Annotated in this window: 15 protein-coding genes; 10 read left to right on the top strand and 5 right to left on the bottom strand. The window is 46.9% G+C overall.

The genetic code is table 11. The annotated features are described in order from the left end of the window. Window positions 1-121 precede the first annotated feature (121 nt). The 8 genes from CSHOW_RS05575 (at window position 122) to CSHOW_RS05540 (ending at window position 8616) form a co-directional block, all read left to right on the top strand. Window positions 122-670: a superoxide dismutase family protein gene (locus CSHOW_RS05575; protein WP_004321292.1), complete on the top strand. Its 549-nt coding sequence runs from the start codon at window positions 122-124 to the stop codon at window positions 668-670. 445 nt (window positions 671-1115) lie between these two features. Next, window positions 1116-1883, top strand: coding sequence for a TSUP family transporter (locus tag CSHOW_RS05570; protein ID WP_039895254.1), 768 nt, complete (start codon window positions 1116-1118; stop codon window positions 1881-1883). Between the two features lie 147 nt (window positions 1884-2030). Beyond that, entirely contained in the window at window positions 2031-2738 is a 708-nt protein-coding gene (locus CSHOW_RS05565; RefSeq protein WP_002953298.1) for a F0F1 ATP synthase subunit A, read from the top strand. Window positions 2739-2865: 127 nt separating this feature from the next. Then, window positions 2866-4287: an Asp-tRNA(Asn)/Glu-tRNA(Gln) amidotransferase subunit GatB gene (gene gatB / locus CSHOW_RS05560; RefSeq protein WP_004321301.1), complete on the top strand. Its 1422-nt coding sequence runs from the start codon at window positions 2866-2868 to the stop codon at window positions 4285-4287. A 218-nt stretch (window positions 4288-4505) separates the two neighbouring features. After that, the gene (locus CSHOW_RS05555; protein WP_004321307.1) at window positions 4506-5396 is read left to right on the top strand and encodes an NAD(P)H-dependent glycerol-3-phosphate dehydrogenase; all 891 of its coding nucleotides are present in this window, start codon (window positions 4506-4508) and stop codon (window positions 5394-5396) included. A gap of 443 nt (window positions 5397-5839) precedes the next feature. Next, complete coding sequence (locus tag CSHOW_RS05550; RefSeq protein WP_004321311.1) at window positions 5840-6925, top strand: glycoside hydrolase family 3 N-terminal domain-containing protein; 1086 nt, start codon at window positions 5840-5842, stop codon at window positions 6923-6925. A 58-nt stretch (window positions 6926-6983) separates the two neighbouring features. After that, window positions 6984-7322, top strand: coding sequence for a hypothetical protein (locus CSHOW_RS05545; protein WP_004321313.1), 339 nt, complete (start codon window positions 6984-6986; stop codon window positions 7320-7322). Further along, entirely contained in the window at window positions 7297-8616 is a 1320-nt protein-coding gene (locus tag CSHOW_RS05540; RefSeq protein ID WP_004321316.1) for an amidohydrolase, read from the top strand. Before CSHOW_RS05545 ends, CSHOW_RS05540 begins: the two co-directional genes overlap by 26 nt. A 596-nt stretch (window positions 8617-9212) precedes the next feature. On the opposite strand, the gene CSHOW_RS05535 is transcribed toward CSHOW_RS05540, so the two are convergent. The 5 genes from CSHOW_RS05535 to rarD all read right to left on the bottom strand — a co-directional run bounded on the left by CSHOW_RS05535 (window position 9213) and on the right by rarD (window position 13555). Next, on the bottom strand, window positions 9213-9632 hold the full coding sequence (locus CSHOW_RS05535; protein ID WP_157753469.1) for a hypothetical protein: 420 nt from the start codon (window positions 9630-9632) through the stop codon (window positions 9213-9215). Between the two features lie 266 nt (window positions 9633-9898). Next, window positions 9899-11179: a dihydroorotase gene (locus CSHOW_RS05530; RefSeq protein ID WP_004321326.1), complete on the bottom strand. Its 1281-nt coding sequence runs from the start codon at window positions 11177-11179 to the stop codon at window positions 9899-9901. Further along, on the bottom strand, window positions 11176-12108 hold the full coding sequence (locus CSHOW_RS05525; protein WP_004321327.1) for an aspartate carbamoyltransferase catalytic subunit: 933 nt from the start codon (window positions 12106-12108) through the stop codon (window positions 11176-11178). The genes CSHOW_RS05530 and CSHOW_RS05525 overlap by 4 nt, the downstream gene beginning before the upstream one ends. A 67-nt stretch (window positions 12109-12175) precedes the next feature. Beyond that, complete coding sequence (locus tag CSHOW_RS05520) at window positions 12176-12634, bottom strand: hypothetical protein (protein ID WP_004321328.1); 459 nt, start codon at window positions 12632-12634, stop codon at window positions 12176-12178. Between the two features lie 30 nt (window positions 12635-12664). Next, window positions 12665-13555 (bottom strand): EamA family transporter RarD, encoded by an 891-nt coding sequence (gene rarD / locus CSHOW_RS05515; RefSeq protein WP_004321330.1) that lies wholly within the window; start codon window positions 13553-13555, stop codon window positions 12665-12667. A 163-nt stretch (window positions 13556-13718) separates the two neighbouring features. On the opposite strand from rarD, the gene CSHOW_RS05510 reads away from it, so the two are divergent. Both CSHOW_RS05510 and CSHOW_RS05505 read left to right on the top strand, forming a co-directional pair. Beyond that, window positions 13719-15056 (top strand): class II 3-deoxy-7-phosphoheptulonate synthase, encoded by a 1338-nt coding sequence (locus tag CSHOW_RS05510; RefSeq protein ID WP_039895260.1) that lies wholly within the window; start codon window positions 13719-13721, stop codon window positions 15054-15056. Between the two features lie 248 nt (window positions 15057-15304). Further along, complete coding sequence (locus CSHOW_RS05505; RefSeq protein WP_004321333.1) at window positions 15305-16255, top strand: NAD(P)-binding domain-containing protein; 951 nt, start codon at window positions 15305-15307, stop codon at window positions 16253-16255. Window position 16256 lies beyond the last annotated feature (1 nt).

Raw genomic sequence — 16256 nt, 5'->3', positions numbered from 1 at the left:
CTTTATGCGAAACGGCGGCAAATTTGAGGCATCGCGGCGCATTAAATTTAAGAAAATTTAAAGCCGAAATTAATCAAATTTAGGCTATAGTTACACCGCAATTACATTTTAAGGAGAAAAAATGAAAAAAATCGTTTTAGCTAGCGCGGCTCTAGGCTGCCTACTCGCTACTAGCGCCCTTGCGCACGAGGAAAAAGTCTTTGATCCAAAGGCTGGCAAACACCTAGTCGTAACTATGGAGCAACTAAGCGAAAAAGGCAATACCGTCGTGGGCGAGGTTGTAGCGGTCGAGACTAACTACGGTGTGGCGTTATTCCCGAATCTTAAAGGCCTTGAGGGCGGCGCGCACGGATTTCACGTGCATCAAAACGCTGACTGCGGCGCTAATGAAAAGGGTCTAGGCATGAAAGCGGGCGGTCACTGGGATCCAAGCGACACCAAAAAACACTCTTTTGCATGGGACGACAACGGCCACAAGGGCGATTTACCTGCGCTTTTCGTTGATGCAGAGGGTAACGCGGTTTATCCGGTGCTAGCTCCGAAAATCAAAACTATCGACGAGCTAAAAGGTCACTCGCTAATGATCCACGTTGGCGGCGATAACCACAGCGACCATCCAAAGCCTCTTGGCGGCGGCGGCGCTAGAATGGTTTGCGGCGTTATAAAATAATCCCGCATTCGCCGATTTGCCGCGCTCGGCGGTCGGCGAACATCTTTTTTATTTCCTTTTTCAGTCAAATTTAACCCAGCTTTAAATTTGGCGTCTCGTATGTTTTTAAACCCGCATCTCAAAAAAGCAAAATCTCAATCAATCTTCTAAAATATCCAAATTTTGTCCGCGCGGTTTTCGCAAACTAAATTTTAAAAACTATATCAAATTTGCCGCTATTAAATAGAGCTCAAATTTGCAAAATTTATCTAAAACTTCAAAAAATCGCCGAGCGCGCCCGCAAAATTTACAAAATGCGCCGCAACCTTAAACCGCTAAATTTAACCCAGCTCGGCAAAATTTACTCGCCGCTTTATTAAATTTTAACCGCAGTAAAACAAAAGGCCGAGTTTTATAAATTTTTTAAATTTTTCGTAGTATGATTTTATTTTTTGAAGGGGCAAAAATGGACTTTGACTTCGGCGTTACGGCGTATTTGATATTTTTTGCGGCGGCGTTTGCGGCCGGCTTCGTCGATGCGATCGCGGGCGGAGGCGGACTGATCGCGCTACCCACGATCATGGCGATGGGCGTACCGCCTCACGTGGCGCTAGCGACGAACAAGCTCCAAGGTACTTTCGGTAGCTTCACCGCGGCGCTAAATTTCGCCCGAAAAGGCATGATAAATTTCCGCGAAGTTTTTATCGGGATCGTTTTTACCTTTATCGGCGCGTGCGTCGGCACGGTGCTTATTTTGTTTTTGAGCGCCGAATTTTTGCGCGTTATTATCCCGTTTTGTTTGATGGCGATTTTCATTTATACGCTTTTGATGCCAAAAGTCGGCGATGAGGACAGAGCCGCCCGCATGAACGCGCGAGCTTTTTACGTGATATTCGGGCTTATTTTGGGCTTTTACGACGGATTTTTCGGACCTGGTGCGGGCAGTTTTTGGACGTTTGCGATGGTTGCGCTCATCGGACTAAATATGAAAAAAGCCGTCGCGCACACGAAAATCCTAAATTTTACCAGCAACATCGTCTCTCTAGCCGTTTTTATCGCTGGCGGGCAGATACTTTGGGCGGTCGGGCTTTTGATGGGCGTCGGGCAGGTTTTGGGCGCGTATTTTGGCTCAAATATGGTCATAAAAAAGGACGTTAAATTTGTTAGAGTCGTGTTTTTAGCCGTCGTGGGTGCTACGATACTAAAGCTCGTTTACGATAGATTTTTTGCGTGAGCGGGAGTTTTAAAAAACGGCGACTAAATTTGAGCCAAATTTTACAAAAAAGCTAAAATTCGGGCGAAATTTGAGGTAAGCTTAAAAAACTTTTAACGTTTATTTGGATAAAATTGCCGTTAAATTTCATAAATCTAAGGTTAATCCATGCAAGAAAATTTGTTTTTGTTTACAGGTTGGATCGCTTCTTTGTTTACCGACAACGAGCACGTTATCCACGCGGTAAATTACGCGGGACATCTCGTTTTAGTCGCGATTATCGTGCTTATCGTGGCAAAATTTGCAACTAAAAATTTGCAACTCGTACCTCGCGGAACGCAAAACATCCTCGAAGCGTATTTAGAAGGCGTCGTATCCATGGGCAAGGACGTGCTAGGCAGCGAAGCGTTATCTAGAAAATACCTGCCGCTAGTCGCCACCATTGGTTTGATCGTATTCGTAAGTAACATAATAGGCATAATACCTGGATTTGAGGCTCCGACCTCGAGCTTAAATTTGACCCTTACACTAGCGCTCGTGGTTTTCGTGTTTTACCACTACGAAGGTATCCGCGTAAATGGCGTGGTTAAGTATTTTGCTCACTTCATGGGACCAAACAAATGGCTAGCTCCGATAATGTTTATCGTCGAGATCGTTTCGCATCTGTCTCGCGTCGTATCGCTTTCTTTCCGACTTTTCGGTAACATCAAGGGCGATGATTTGTTCCTTTTGGTCGTACTTGCTCTTGCGTCATACGCTGCGCTTCCGGCGTTTGTTTTACTTACGTTTATGGCGTGCTTGCAAACATTTATCTTTATGATTCTTACTTACGTGTATCTTGCCGGCGCGATCTTGATCAGCCACGACGAGCACTAAAATTTAAATTTACGCGTCCGCCAGCTAAAATACGCTAAAAATCGGCGGGCGCAAAACCCTTCTTTTTATCTAACTTAAATAAAAATCCTGCTAAAATAAGCCCTAAATTTTAAATAAAAGGCAAATTATGTTTGAAGTCGTTATCGGGCTTGAGGTTCACACCCAGCTTAATACAAAAACTAAAATTTTCTGCTCTTGCTCTACGAGCTTCGGCGATGAGGCAAATACGCACGTTTGTCCGACTTGCCTAGCGTTACCTGGATCTTTGCCGGTGCTAAACAAAGAAGCCGTGAGAAAGGCGATAAGCTTTGGCGCGGCGGTAAATGCGACTATAAATAAACGCTCGGTTTTTAACCGTAAAAATTACTTTTACCCAGACCTTCCAAAAGCTTATCAAATTTCGCAGTTTGAGATACCGATAGTGGAAAAAGGCGAGCTTTTTATCGACGTAAACGGCGAGAAAAAACGCATCGGTATCACTCGCGCGCACCTTGAGGAGGACGCGGGCAAAAACATTCACGAGAGCGGACAGAGTCTAGTCGATCTAAACCGTGCTGGCACACCGCTGCTTGAGATCGTGAGCGAGCCTGATCTGCGCAGCTCCGACGAGGCGGTCGCGTATCTAAAAAAACTACACTCGATTTTGCGATTTTTAAACATTAGCGACGCTAATATGCAAGAGGGAAGCTTTCGCTGCGACGCCAACGTCAGTATCCGCCCAAAAGGCGACAGCAAGCTTTATACGCGCGTCGAGATTAAAAATTTAAACTCGTTTAGATTTATCCAAAAAGCGATCGACTACGAGGTCGAGCGTCAAAGCGCGGCATGGGAAGACGGCAAATACGATGAGGAAGTTTATCAAGAGACTCGCCTTTTTGATACCGTAAATTTGGTCACGCGCTCTATGCGAGGCAAAGAAGATAGCGCCGAATATAGATATTTTCCAGATCCTGACTTGCTGCCCGTCGAGATCCCGGAGGAGATGTATAACGAAGCGATCAAGATCCCTGAGCTTGCCGAACAAAAGGTCGCTAGATACGAGCGTGAGCTGGGCGTCAAAGAGGATGACGCGCTGATTTTAACTAGCAGCGTGGAGACGGCGAAGTATTTCGAGGAGCTTGTAGAGGCTAAAATATCGCCAAAACTTGCCGTTACATGGCTCATAGTCGAGCTTTTGGGACGCCTAAAAAACGGCGCTACGATCGAGACATCGCCCGTAAATTCGGCTAAGATGATAGAGCTCTTACGCCGCATAGAAGACGGTACGATAAGCGCTAAGGCGGCAAAAGAGGTGCTTGACTATCTTATGGAAAATGAGGGTAGCGTGGACGCCGTCATCGAAAAATTGGGATTAAAACAGGTCAGCGACGACTCGGCCATCATAGCGATAATAGATCAAATTTTAAGCGCGAACGCCGACAAGGTCGCCGAGTATAAAAGCGGCAAGGACAAGCTTTTCGGATTTTTCGTCGGACAAACGATGAAAGAGGGCAAGGGCGCGTTTAATCCCGCAAAAGTAAATGAGCTTTTAAAAGAAAAACTAGGATAAATTTGACTTGCGTCGCCTTTTAGTGTTATTTGGCGACGCGTGTTTTCGGGTCAAATTTGGCCCAGAAATTAAATTTATAGCGCCATTTTTTTGTTTTATAGAGATGGCCAGCGCGGTTAAATTTAATCCGTTTAATTTTCACAAAAGTAAGGTTTGGACTTGCGAGTGGGTCGGTCAAATTTAGCTAAAGCAAACGTAAATCACAAAAAAGAGAAAAAATGAAAATAGCCATCATCGGAGCGGGGAAGTGGGGTAGCGCGCTTTTTCATGCGCTTTCGCAAAGAAACGACTGCGTTATCAGCTCGCGCAGGCAGCTTGAGGGTTCGCATTTCGTGAGCCTAGACGAGGCGCTAAAGCGCGATCTGCTAGTCGTTGCCATACCTTCGCAGTCTGTTAGCGGCTGGCTAAAAGAGAATTTTAAAAACTTTGGACAGAAAATTTTAGTCGCCTCAAAAGGTATCGAAACCTCGAGTTTGCGATTTTTAGATGAGATTTACGAACAGCACGTAGATGCGGCAAATTTGGCCTTTTTATCGGGACCGAGCTTTGCTAAAGAGATACAAAACGACCTTCCGTGCGCGCTCGTGATCAACTCCAAAAACGAAGTCCTAGCGCGCGAGATCTCAGGGCTTTTCCCGCAAAATATCAAAGCCTACGCTAGCAGCGACGTTATTGGTGCGGAAATCGCGGGCGCGTATAAAAACGTCATCGCTATCGCGGGCGGTATCTGCGACGGGCTCGGGCTTGGTAACAGCGCTCGCGCCAGTCTCATCTCGCGCGGACTTGTCGAGATGGCGAGGTTTGGCGAGTATTTCGGCGCGCAGCATCAGACGTTTTTGGGTCTTAGCGGCGCGGGCGATCTATTTCTTACGGCTTCATCGGTGCTCTCGCGCAACTACCGCGTAGGCTTGGGGCTTGCTAAAAACGAGAGCCTTAATAAAATCCTAAACGATCTAGGCGAGGTCGCAGAGGGCGTGGACACCTCCTACGCGATAGAAAAGATCGCTGCTAGCAAAGGCATCTATACGCCGATAGTAAACGAGGTTGCGGCGATGCTACGCGGCAAAGATGTGCAGGAAAGCTTGAGGGATCTACTAAGTAAAAAATAAAATTTGGCTAAAAAGCGCATTTTGCGGTGCAGGTAAATTTGGTTTGTATGACCGTTATTTGTCTGCTTTGGGCTTAAATTTTAAAAACTCCAATCCTGAACGAATTTTGTTCGCAAATTTTAAAAAAGTTAAATTTGGTACGATGTTTGCCCACTCTGTTTATATCGTTTTTGCTAGCAAAGAAAAATAAAAACAACAATATCCATACCGCCCAAACATAAATATCAATCAAGTAAGAGTATTGCCAAAGCCTCCAAGATCAAGTTTGCATTATTTTTTATTAGTGTTTGTTTGTCCTTAAGCTTTATCCCGCTTGCAACCTTACAAGAAATTTATAGATTTCAAATTTTGTTGCTTTAGTCTGCCCGCGCGTCCAAATCGCGCCAAGAGTCCTTAAATTTATCTAAAATAGTGTAAAATCCACAAAAACAAAAAGGAAAGATATGAAAAAATTTATCGCCGCGCTTTTTTCGGCTCTGTTTTTGGCGAGTTTGCCGACCGCGCTAAACGCCGCCGATGCGCAAACGCAAGAAAAGCCGACTCTTCGCAAAATGATAACCCAAATGATAATGGTGGGTTTCAACGGCTCTGATCCCAAAACCGCCAAAGAAGCCGTCTCGGAGGCTAAATATCAGCGTTTTGGCGGCGTGATGCTGCTGGGTAAAAATATCTCTGACAAAAAGAACCTCAAGGCGCTAACAAGCGCATTTAAAGAGGCGCAAAAAGGCATTTTTATCGCTATCGACGAGGAGGGCGGACAGATCACGAGATTTAAAGATAAGAGCGGATTTGAGACCTTTATCTCGGCGCAAAAAGTGGCAAAAACGCTTGATCTAGGCGCTGCTGGCGAGCTTTACGGCAAGATGGCACAGCAGCTAAAAGACGTCGGCGTAAACGTAAATTTCGCTCCAGTGGCCGACGTGCTAAATCCAAAATCCACCATCATAGGCTCGCGCGGCAGGGCGTTTAGTACCGATATAGACGAGGTTTCGCTGTACGCAAGCGAGTTTATGAGAGCCTCGCAGGCTCGCGGCGTGATAGCTGCGATGAAGCACTTCCCCGGCCACGGTAACGTCGAGGCCGACAGCCACACGGCAAAGGTCGTGATAGAAAATTTCGACTACGGCGAGCTTAAGCCGTATTTTGACGCGGTTTGCAAAAACGAAGCCAAGATGATAATGGTCGGGCACATCTACCTCATGCAGCGCGACTCCGAGTTGCCTGCCTCGCTCTCGCCAGCGATCATCGACGGCTTGCTGCGCGGCGAACTAAAATTTGACGGCGTAGTCATCAGCGACGATATGCTAATGGGCGGACTAAAGGACTTTACGCTGCAAGAAAAGGTGATAAACTTTATCAACGCAGGCGGCGACGTGATGCTCTTTAGTGACTACAAGATAGATGGGCGCAGGACCGCGGAGCTCGTCACTCAGCTAGTCGTGGATGCGGTGGGCGCCAAACAGATACCAAAAGAGCGTATCGAGGAATCCTACGAGCGGATAATGAAACTAAAAAATAGCTTACAATAGGCCGATTGCTGGGCAAATTTGAGTTTTTAGCACGGTGACTGAAGTCAAATTTGTCTCTTTGTCTCGTTTTGTAAATTTAAGTTCAAATTTGACGTGCATTTTAAATTTGAACTCAAATTTTAACGCCCAAATTTTACTGCCTAGCTCGCCAAACCCGTACCGCTTTGGCGCAAATCATGGTTTTAAAACCGACCGAAATATCCACGGCAAGAAAAGTAAATTTAATCAAATTTACGCCAAGCAAGGTAGCCTTACAAAAATAAGAGTCAAATTTATCATTTTAGAGCCTAAATTTAAGCTTTTAAAATTAATCTTGATGTATAATATATCTTTAAGTAAAATAATAAAAATTTCAAATTTAAGGAGCAAAAATGGACGCGATAGGAGCAAAGGTTGAAGCGCTAAAAGACGAAATGGTGAAAAACAGGCGGTTTTTTCACTCACATCCCGAGACGGGATTTTTTACGTTTTTTACGACGGCAAAGATCGCTAGCGAGCTAAAAAAGCTCGGCTACAGCCTAAAAATGGGACGCGAGATAATGAAACCGGAAGCCAGAGCAGGTCTTGGCAGCGAGAAAGATAAAGAGAGGTATCTAGAACGCGCAAAAAGCCTGCTAAGCGCCGATGAGCGAGAGTTTTTACCCGTGATGGAGGATGGGTTAACGGGCGTAGTGGCCGAGCTTGATACGGGTAGGCCGGGCAAGACGCTTGCGTTTAGATTCGACATCGACGGCGTGGACGTGACCGAGAGCAAGGATGAGGCGCATAGGCCGTTTAAAGAGGGCTTTAGAGCCGATATAGACGGCATCACTCACGCCTGCGGGCATGACGGACACATCACGATCGGCCTTGCGATGGCTAAACTCATCGCGCAAAATTTGGACGACTTTAAAGGCAAATTTAGATTTATATTTCAAACCGCCGAGGAGGGCACCAGAGGCGCCGTGCCGATGGAGCAAGCAGGCGTGCTAGAGGGCGTGGACTACCTGCTAGGCGGTCATATCGGCTTTCAGGCAAAGACTAGCGGCGGCATCATCTGCGGTACGAACAAGCTTCTTGCGACATCGAAATTTGACGTAAATTTCACGGGTAGATCGGCTCACGCGGCGGGCGCTCCGCAGGAAGGGGCAAACGCCCTACTGGCCGCAGCGCAGGCTGCTCTAGCCATGCACGGTATCACGCGACATGCTGACGGCGTCACGCGTATAAACGTGGGCGTTTTGCGAGCGGGCGAGGGGCGAAACGTCATTGCGCCAAACGGCTACATCGCCTGCGAAACGCGCGGCGAAACGACCGAGCTAAATGAATTTATGTTTAAAAAATGTATGGACATCGTCGCGGGCGTCGCGCAGATGTACGGCGTGCAGTACGACGTGAAGCTAACCGGCGGCACGAGCGGGGGCGATAGCAGCGAGGAGATCACGGATATCTACGAGCGCGCCGCGCGCCAGTCACCTTTTATCAAAGATGAGCTCATCGTGCGGGATCTAAATTTCGGCGCTTGCGAGGACTTCGCGCACTTTATGCACGCCGTGCAAAAAGCAGGCGGCAAAAGCGGCTACCTGATGATCGGCACCAAGCTCGCCGCAGGCCATCACAACGGCGCGTTTGATTTTGACGAGAGCGCGCTACTATCTGGCACGGACGTGTTTTTACGCTCGGCGTATGCGATAAGCGGCAAGGACGCGTGAGGCTAAATTTGAGTCAAATTTGACGAATTTACGTCGCTTGCGGTCGGCTTGATCGGTTTTTTATCATCGATCGAGCTGACGCCGGCGGCGTGAATTTACTCGCGTCGTTTTGGGGCGGCTTAGAGGACGGCACGGGGTTTAATTCATGCTATTTTTGGAGTAATCGCGCCGCTTTTATTTAGGCTTGGCGGTTTGGCTATAGGAGTGGCTTGCAACGGCGTAAATTTGCTCCGTTTAGCTTTTAAATTTGACTCGGCGACGATTGCAAATTTGAGCTGACAAAAATGCGTAAGCGCAAATTTACGGCTTAGTCGGGCGGCAAATTTGACAAATTTAAATTTGGGCTTGGCTTGGAGGCTAAAAATAGCCGCCAAAAGGATAGCTTTAGCGAGCCGGCAAGGCGTCAAAATAGGCGGATTGAGCGAGCGGCGTAAAATTTGAATAAAACACATGGCTAAATTACGGGTCAAATTTAGCTTTAGCAAAAAATTGGCTTGATAAATCTAGGCCGATTTTCTCATAATCAAAACGCGCGGCGCAACCTGCATTTTTCAATTCGCCGATATCAAAACCGCAAATTTTAAACGGATTTAAATTTATTTGCTCTCTTTTTCTCTGTAGAAAATCTTAAAAAATAAATCTCGCAACAAGACGACCGATAAAAACAGTCCAAGTAAAGAGAAAAAAAGTTGAAAAACCGTTATGGCGGCAAATATTTCAAATTTTGTATCAAAGGTTATCTGGGTGCGAGTTCCGTCGCGTAAAACTATGCCGTCTACGCCTACGCAACCAAAGAAATAATCATATATAATAAATGTGCTAAGTATAAGACCAAGCATCGATATCGGCCAGCTTATGTTCGGAGCTTTGCGTTTACCGGACATAATGAATAATGCACTCAAAATTATCGCCAGTAGCAGCCCAAGCACCCACATATAGCTTGTGTAAAATTGTATCTCTTGCTTAAACGGACTTATATCGCTAAAAATTTGGATATTTGGAAGGATGTGCTTCATAGCCGCTACGAAATCGCGGCAAATTTTGCAACTAGATAATATATCCTCGGGGATGATAAAAATCCCGAAAGAGGCAACAAAATAAGCGATAAAAATGTTTTTAAGAAACTGCTCTTTTGTATTTTTGACAATTTTGGTCGCGGGTTTATTTTGCGATACTCGCCTTATGGTTTTAAATTTTATTTTAGTCGTTGTTAAAATTTGACCTCGCGGCAGCCTCAACCGCCGCAAAGTCAAATTTCAAATTTATGCTAAATTTGATCGGATCACGCCACTACGTTTGGAAACTCAAACACCGTTTTGCCGCTTTTTATCGTGATTACCGCCGCGCCTTTTAGCATTTTGCCTAGCAGCGGGGAGTTTTGGGATTTTGATTTATTTAGGCTTTTGTCGTATAGATACTCGAAATTTGGATCGATTATCGCGATGTCGGCGAGGTAGCCCTCCGCGATCACGCCTTTGTCTTTTAGTTTTAAAATTTTTGCTGCATTATAGGACGTCAGAGCCGCCATCTGCTCGATACTTATCACGCCGTCGTTTACCAACTCTAGCGTCATAGGCACGAGGGTTTGCAGGCCGAGTATTCCAAACGGTGCCTTGTCGAATTCTAAAAATTTCTCGTCGTTATGGTGCGGGGCGTGGTCGGTCACGATGACGTCGATTAGGCCGCTTTTTAACCCCTCTCTGATTGCCTCTACGTCTGATTTGGTGCGAAGCGGCGGCGACATTTTAAAGTTCGTATCGTAGCCTAGCAGCTCGTCCTCGGTGTAGGTAAAGTGGTGCGGAGTCGCCTCGCAGGTCACGTTTATGCCGGCTGCGCGCGCCTGTGCGATGAGCTTTAGCGACCACTCGGAGCTAACGTGCGCGATGTGGATGTGGCCGCCCGTGAGCTTGGCTAGCAGTAGATCGCGCGAAACCATGATCTCTTCTTGCTCGCGCGGCATGCCCTTGATGCCTAGTATTGCCGAGACGCGGCCCTCGTTCATGTGGCCGCCGCGGCATAGCGAGCAGTCCTGAGAGTGGTTGATGACGAAGCTACCGAAGTGCTTTGAGTATTCAAGCGCGTATCTCATCACGTCGCTGCTAGCTACTGGTAGACCGTCGTCGCTAAACGCCACTGCGCCCGCCTCGGTCATATCGCCCATCTCTACGCACTTTTTGCCATCCATCTTGCTAGTTATCGCACCGATAGGAAGCAGGTCGATGAGGCCGCGAGCTTTTGCCTTAGCTACCATATCGCGCGTGACGACGGCGTTGTCGTTTACGGGATTTGTATTTGCCATCGGGCAGCAGGTTGTTACGCCGCCCGCGACAGCAGTCTCTGAGCCCGTGTTTATGTCGTCTTTATACTCAAGGCCGGGGTCGCGAAAATGCACGTGCATATCGATTAGGCCAGGCATTACTAGCTTGCCGCTAGCGTCTATTATCTTATCGGCCGCAGGTTCGTCCGCGGTGATGAGAGCTATCTTGTCGCCATCTATCAGAACGTTTGCTTTTTGTGAGCCGTTATGATTTACGATCGTGCCGTTTTTGATGAGAGTTTTCATTTTGCGCCTTTATTTTTGATGAGAGTTTCTAGGATCGCCATCCTGACGGCGACGCCGTTTTCGACCTGATTTAGCACGTGCGAGTAGCGCGGATCGTCGGCTACGTCGGAGTTTATCTCGACGCCGCGGTTTATCGGGCCTGGGTGTAGGATCATGACGCCATCTTTGGCGTATTTCATTTTGGCTTGGGTTAGGCCAAAAAATTTGGAGTATTCACGTACGGACGGAAATGCGATCTCATCGTCCTGGCGCTCGAGTTGGATACGCAGCATGATGATGACGTCCGAGTCCTCGATGGCCCCACGCATATCGGAGCAAATTTGACAGCCAAAAGCCTCCATGCCCGTTAAAAACATCGGCGGGCCAAAGAGCTTAACCTTGGCTCCGAGCGTTTTTAGGACGTAGATATTTGATCGCGCTACGCGGCTGTGAAAGACATCGCCGATGATGGCGACCGTGAGATTTTCTAGGCTGCCGCGATTTTCCAGTATAGTAAAAAGATCAAGCAGCGCTTGGCTAGGGTGTTCGTTTAGTCCGTCGCCGGCATTTACGACGTGAGCATCGGTATTTTCAGCTATAAATTTAGCCGCACCCGAGCTGTAGTGGCGCACTACTACGATGTCCGTTTTCATCGCGACGATGTTACGGACGGTGTCGATGAGCGTCTCGCCCTTTTTGGTGCTGGAGCTTGAGGCGGTGAAATTTATAGCGTCGGCTCCTAGGCGCTTAGCCGCGATTTCAAAGCTCGTTCGCGTCCTAGTCGAGTTTTCGAAAAAGGCGTTTACGGTCGTTTTGCCGTAGAGCGACTTGGCTTTTTTGGTCTCGGAGTTGTTTAGCGCCTTAAACTCCTTGGCTAAATTTAGGAAATGGTAAATTTCGTCTTTGGTTAAATTTGCAGCGGTTACGAGGTCTTTTTTGGTATAGCTCATCCGTTTTTTTCCTTAGAAAGATAGAGTTAAATCAAAAAAGCGATATTACCCCGTTTTTACTTAAGATTTAATTTTGCAGCTTGCTAAACTCCGCGCCCAGACGCTCCCTAATCTCGTCGCCCGCGCGCTCGCCGTCTTTGAAATTTTCGGTAACGAGATCGTCTAGGCGGCTAAGCACCTCAAAGAGCTCGCTTTCCCATTTGTTGGGATTTCTAGCGGTGTTCATCGTCTCGATAAACGTCAGCTTTTTGCTCATCTCGCTTAGGCTTTCTAAAAATTTTTCTTTTAGATCCTCGTTTTTTAGGGCGTCGTCGTAGAGCGCTTTCATCTTTAGCTCTCTTAGCTCGCCGTTTATTATCTCGCAAAAATCCTTGTACTTTTGCACTGAAATTTGACGTACGGCCTCTGGGGAGTTGTTTGCTAGAGTGCCGTTCTCGTCGATCTTTCTCGTTATTTTTTGTATCTGCGTGTAGAGCACGAGCGCGACTACGACGCAGATGACAGCGTAAAATGCGATAGATGACATTGTTTTTCCTTTTTAGATTTAAATTTGCGGTTATACTGAAATTTTGCTTTTTTTGCTATAAATCGCGCTAAAGCTAACCGCCGCCAGCGCACTCCAGATCAGCAAAAACGATAGCGCTTTGAGTGCGCTAACCTGCTCGCCGTAGTAAAAAACGGCAAGCAAAAGTTGCATCGAAGGCGAGATATACTGCAAATAGCCGATCGTGCTTAAATTTAGCCTCGTGGCCGCCGAGTTAAAAAGTAAAAGCGGCACGACGGTCGCAGGCCCGCAAAGAGCGATCAAGAGCCCAAACCACGAAAAACTAAAGTGATTTTGCCCGCTAGCGGCGACGAAAAATAGTGCGACGAGCGCGATAGGAGCGATGAGCGCGGTCTCGACGAAAAGCCCCTCTAAAGATGGCACACTAAGGCGCTTTCTGATAAGCGAATAAAATCCAAACGTGATAGGCAAAATGATAGATATGATAGGTAGGCCACCCGCGTCGTAAATTTGCACGCCGATAGCGACGAAGACGATAGCGATGGCAAATTTGCCCGCGCGCGATAGCTTTTCTTTTAAAATCAGCACGCCAAGGAGCATATTTATGAGCGGATTTATGAAGTATCCTAGGCTAGTTTCCACGATCTTACCGATATTTACGGCGTAGACGTAGATCCACCAGTTAGCGGCGATGAGAACTCCCGTGACAAATAGCCAAAACGTGGTTTTCTTGTTGCTTAGAATTTTCTCCGCGGCGCCTAGTTTGCGGCCAAATTTGAGCAGCAAAAACAAAAGCAGCACCGACCAGACGATGCGGTGAGCGACGATCTCGGTAGCCGAAAGCGCGCTGAGTTGTTTAAAATAAATAGGAAAAACGCCCCAGATCATAAAGACCGACAGGCCGTAGATGAAGCCGATTTTGGTTTGATTTTTGTCTTGCATTTTTACGCTTTTTTGGCGAAATTATATTTATTTGTCGTTAATCAAAGCTTATGTGGCTCAAAAATGCGCAGCAAGGGCAAATTTGAGGGTAAAATTTGAAATTTTATCTGTAATAAAAGTTCTTTTAGTTAAAATCGGGGTTATTTTTAAAAAAGGTTTAAAGATGTGGAGTAGAGATTCGTGGAGAAAATTTAATATCTTACAGCAGCCTAGCTACCCCGACGAAGTCTTGCTAAAAAAGGCCGAGGATAAGCTAAAAACGATGCCGCCACTAGTTTTTGCCGGCGAGGCTAGAAACCTAAAACAAGACCTAGCCAAGGTTTGTAACGGCGAGGCGTTTTTGCTCCAAGGCGGCGACTGCGCGGAGAGTTTTTTAAATTTTAACGCCGTAAATATCCGCGATATGTTTAAAGTGATGCTGCAAATGGCGATCGTTTTAACCTTTGCCGGACGCTGCCCCGTCGTAAAAGTAGGACGCGTGGCGGGTCAGTTTGCTAAGCCTAGAAGCTCGGACTACGAGGAGCAAGGCGGCGTAAAGCTACCCAGCTACCGCGGCGACATCATAAACGGTTTTGAATTTAGTGCCGAGGCTCGCGTGCCCGATCCAAATCGCATGATCGAAGCGTATTATCAAAGCGCATCCACAATGAACCTTCTTCGCGCCTTTTCTCGCGGCGGTCTAGCCGATCTGCACGAGGTAAATCGCTGGAATCTTGGCTTTATCAAAAAGCCCGAGCTTGACGCTAAATACGGCGAGTTAGCTAGGCAGCTGAGCCAAACTCTAGCGTTTATGGGGGCTTGCGGTATAAATGCCTCAAATACTCCTGCGCTTAGCGAAACTAAGGTCTACACCTCGCACGAGGCGCTTTTGCTGCCGTACGAGGAGGCGCTCACTAGAGAGGATAGCCTTACCGGCGACTGGTACGACTGTTCGGCGCATATGCTCTGGATCGGCGAGCGTACGCGCGGCGTAAACGACGCTCACGTGCATTTTCTAAGCGGCGTACACAATCCTTTAGGCGTCAAAATCGGACCAAACGCAACCGCGCAGGAGGTCGTCGCGCTCGCAAATGCGCTAAATCCTAAAAACGAAGCTGGCAGACTAAACGTAATCATCAGAATGGGCGCTGATAAAATCGGCGAGCGGTTACCGAAAATCCTACGCGAAGTAAAACGCGAAGGCCTAAATATCGTCTATAGCATCGATCCGATGCACGGCAACACGATAAAGGCGGCAAACGGCTACAAGACGCGCGAATTTGATAAAATTCTAGCCGAAGTGCAGAGCTTTTTTGAGATACATAGAGCAGAAGGCACGCATGCCGGCGGCGTGCACCTAGAGATGACGGGGCAGGACGTGACCGAGTGCACCGGAGGGTCGTTTAAACTAAACGAGGATGATCTAGCTCACAGATACGAGACGCAGTGCGACCCGCGCCTAAACGCCGATCAGTCGCTAGAACTTGCGTTTTTAATCGCAGAGTTTTTAAAGAAAATTTAGCTTTAGCGGGCGTAAATTTGATGAAATTTGCGCCCTTTTGTAAATTTGTAAATTTATCAAGGCTCAAATTTGGCTCGTAAATTTACGGAATCTAAACGAGTCAAATTTGCTCCCGCCAGCCTTTTTCTTTTAAATTTAGCCGCTTTTTGCACTTTTAAATTAAATTTGCCCCAAATTTCGCGAATTTCTTAAAATTTAATCCAATTTTCGCTACATTAATGAAAAATTATCAAAATCGGAGAAAATTAATGAGCGATGTTTACGATATTATCGTTATCGGCGGCGGTCCTTGCGGTATCGCGACCGTCGTAGAGGCTAGGGCGAACGGATTAAAAAAAGTCTTGCTTCTCGAAAAGGGCGACAACCACAGCCAAACTATAAGAAAATTTTACAAAGACAATAAGCGCGTGGATAAGGAGTATAAAGGCCAGGATAGCACCATCCACGGCATCGTGTCTTTCGAGGACGGCACGAAAGAGAGCACGCTTGATTATTTTGATAAGCTGCTAGACGAGGAAAAGATCGAGGCCGTGTTTAACTCCGAGGTCGAAAGCGTCAAGAAAAAGGATGGTTTGTTTTTCGTGCACACCGCAAAAGGCGACTATCAGGCTAAAAACGTGATGATAAGTATCGGTAAAATGGGGCGTCCTAACAAACCCGACTACAAAATCCCGCCTTCGCTAAATAATGTTATAAATTTTAACCTAAACTCCTGTTCTAGCGGCGAAAAAGTCCTCGTAGTAGGCGGCGGTAACTCGGCCGTAGAGTACGCCATCGAGCTATGCCAATACAACAAAACTACGCTGGCGTACCGTAAGGATAAATTTAGCCGCGTAAACGACGTAAACGTAACGGCGCTGTGGGAACTAGAAAAAGCAAATAAGCTAAAAGTGCGACTAAACCACGACATCACCGAGATCGAAAACGAATCCGGACGCGTGAGGGTGCACTTTTTAAATGGAAAAATCAGAGTCTACGACAGGGTCGTCTACGCTATCGGCGGCTCGACTCCGGTGGATTTTTTACAAAAATGCGGAGTTGAGCTCGACGCGGATAAAGATCCGGTCGTAAACGAGCACTATGAAAGCAGCGTGCCCGGCCTATATATCGGCGGCGACATCGTGCTAAAAAACGGCGGCTCGATCGTGCTCGCGTTAAATCATGCGCATAAGGTAATCCAAGACATCAAGGAAAAATAGA

This window comes from Campylobacter showae (genome assembly GCF_004803815.1).
Classification (GTDB): Bacteria; Campylobacterota; Campylobacteria; order Campylobacterales; family Campylobacteraceae; genus Campylobacter_A; species Campylobacter_A showae.
Note: the sequence above shows the minus strand (reverse complement) of the source record. Positions and strands in the feature narration are given on the sequence as shown.